This is a genomic window from Kitasatospora sp. NPDC057692 (assembly GCF_042799475.1).
GTDB lineage: Bacteria > Actinomycetota > Actinomycetes > Streptomycetales > Streptomycetaceae > Kitasatospora.
Genome location: NZ_JBHVIV010000148.1, coordinates 9,952 through 12,324 on the forward strand (window position 1 = coordinate 9,952; position 2,373 = coordinate 12,324).

At 72.2% G+C, this 2,373-nt stretch carries 2 protein-coding genes; both read left to right on the forward strand.

Going from position 1 to position 2,373, the window contains the following annotated elements:
- The first annotated feature begins 271 nt into the window (after positions 1-271).
- On the forward strand, positions 272-1,498 hold the full coding sequence (locus ACFVFS_RS39430; RefSeq protein ID WP_380629841.1) for a cytochrome P450: 1,227 nt from the start codon (positions 272-274) through the stop codon (positions 1,496-1,498).
- Between the two features lie 257 nt (positions 1,499-1,755).
- Positions 1,756-2,229 carry a class I SAM-dependent methyltransferase gene (locus tag ACFVFS_RS39435; RefSeq protein WP_380629840.1) on the forward strand — a complete coding sequence of 158 codons (474 nt, stop codon included), beginning with the start codon at positions 1,756-1,758 and terminating at the stop codon, positions 2,227-2,229.
- The last annotated feature ends 144 nt before the right edge of the window (positions 2,230-2,373 follow it).

Here is a 2,373-nt window from a genome sequence, read left to right on the forward strand (position 1 = left end):
GGCCTTCTTCGCGGCCGGCTTCTTCGCAGTCGCCTTCGTCGATGCCGTCGTGGCCGGCTTCGACGCCTGCCCGGTGGCCGGCGCCGGGGCCGGGGGCCGCGGCGGACCCCCCCCCCCCCCCCCCGCCCACGCCGCGCCCGCGTACCCGTACCCCATCGAATGAAGGACCCCTGTGGAGCGTCTCGTTTCAGCCCCGAACGCACCGGGCCCGAACGCGTCGGGCCCGAACGCGTCGGAGCCGTGTGCCCCGGACCTGAACGTGCCCGACCCGATGGTGCTCGACCCGACCGGCCGCGCCCGTGAGGCCGAGACCGCCGAGCTGTTCGCACGCGGTCCGGCGACGCCGGTCGACATCCTGGGCGTCCGGGCCTGGTCGGTGTCCGACCCCGTACTGCTGGAGGACCTGCTCAAGGACCCCCGGGTCTCCAAGGACGGCCTGCTGCACTGGCCCGCGTTCGACGAGGCGGTCCGGACCTGGCCGCTGGCGCTCTGGGTGAGCGTGCGCAACATGTTCAACGCGCACGGCGCCGACCACCGCCGGTTGCGCCGCCTGGTGGGCAACGCCTTCACACCCCGCCAGGTCACCGCGATGACGGCGCGCGTCGAGGAGCTGACCGACGCCCTGCTGGACGACCTGGCCGAGAGCGCCCCCGGCGAGGCGGTGGACCTGCGCGACCGCTTCGCCCACCCGCTGCCGATCCGGGTCGTCTCCCAGCTGCTGGGCCTGCCCGACGAAGTGACCGGGAGCTTCCGGGGCATGGTCGACAGGGTGTTCTCCACCACCCTCACCCCCGAGGAGTCGGCGGCCAACGGAGCGGCGTTCCAGGCCCTGCTGGAGGAACTGATCGCAGCCAAGCGCCGCGAGCCGGGAGACGACATGACCTCCCTGCTGATCGCCGCCCGCGACGGCGAATCCGACGGCGGATCCGGCGCGTTGAGCGAGGAGGAACTGCGCGACACCCTTCTGCTGATCATCACGGCCGGCTACGAGACGACCGTGAACCTGATCGACAACGGCATCACCGACCTGCTCACCCACCCCGACCAGCTCGCCCTGGTGCGCGAGGGCAAGGCGTGCTGGGACGACGTGGTGGAGGAGGTGCTGCGCCGCGACGCACCGCTCGCCCACCTGCCGCTGCGCTTCGCGGTGGAGGACATCGAACTGCCCGGCGGGGTGACGGTGCGGCGGGGCGATCCGATCCTGGGCGGCTATGCGGCCGCCGGGCGCCACCCGGTGCGATACGGGGAGACCGGCGCCGCGTTCGACGTCACCCGGCCGGTCAAGGACCACCTCGCCTTCGGGCACGGCCCGCACTTCTGCCTCGGCGCGCCGCTGGCCCGCCTGGAGGGGCGCACCGCACTGAGCCGGCTGTTCGCGCGGTTCCCGGACCTCGCGTTCGCCCCGGACGCGCGGCTGGAGCCGGTCGAGTCGCTGATCTCCAACGGGCACCGCGCGCTCCCGGTGCTGCTCGGCGAGCAGGCCCCGGCCGTCCCCTGACCGCCTGGCCCCGGCCCCAGCCCCCGCGAGCGCATCCTCGCGGGGCGGGGCCGGCGGCCGCCAAAGGTCCACGTCGTGCCACAGCCACATCGCACCGACGTGCAGACCGCTGCCGGCAGGGTGAACTCCACAACCCCCCAGCCACCACCCGTGATCATCACTCCACAGCCGCGACCGCCCACGCTGGGCCAGACCGAGCGGCTTCAGAAACTCCCGCGCCGCCGAGGATGGTCCGGAGAACCGGACTGCGATCTGCCATGGTCGGCCGCGTCTGGCAGGCCTTCGGCCTCCTTGTCACGGCCGGTCACCGTGTCACTGGTGTCGACATCAGTGAGGTCCAGATCAGCAGGGCCCAGGAGCTGGTGCCAGGTGCCGACTTCATCCGGGCTGACGCCACGGCCTTGGAGCTTCCGCAGGAGAGTTTCGACGCTGTGGTCTGTTTGTATGCGCTGATCCATATTCCGTTGGCGGAACAGCCCGCCATGCTGGAGCGGATCGTTTCCTGGCTTCGGCCCGGGGGTTGGTTCCTGGGCACCACCGGGCACCGAGCCTGGACCGGGACCGATGAGGACTGGCTCGGCGGTGGGGTCGCGATGTGGTGGAGCCATGCGGACGCCGCCACGAGCCGCTCCTGGCTCGTGCGGGCCGGCCTTGACGTGGTCCACGAAGAGTTCGTGCCCGAGGGGAACAGTGGTCACGTCCTGTTCTGGGCTCGGCGAACCGCAGCGTGAGCAGGTGACGGAGCAACTGCGTCAGGACGAGGTTTCGGGCCGTTGCGGGGGTGCAGCGGATGTACTCCCCGCCGCTGGGGACCCGGCGGGCCCTCGCACCGGTCGAGATCGACGGCGTGCGGATCCCGTCGGACACCGAAGTGG

What these genes read in the sequence shown, in the direction of transcription:
- ACFVFS_RS39435 (WP_380629840.1), top strand. Translation starts at nt 1,756, where the DNA reads ATGGTCGGCCGCGTCTGGCAGGCCTTCGGCCTCCTTGTCACGGCCGGT.
- ACFVFS_RS39430 (WP_380629841.1), top strand. Translation starts at nt 272, where the DNA reads ATGGTGCTCGACCCGACCGGCCGCGCCCGTGAGGCCGAGACCGCCGAG.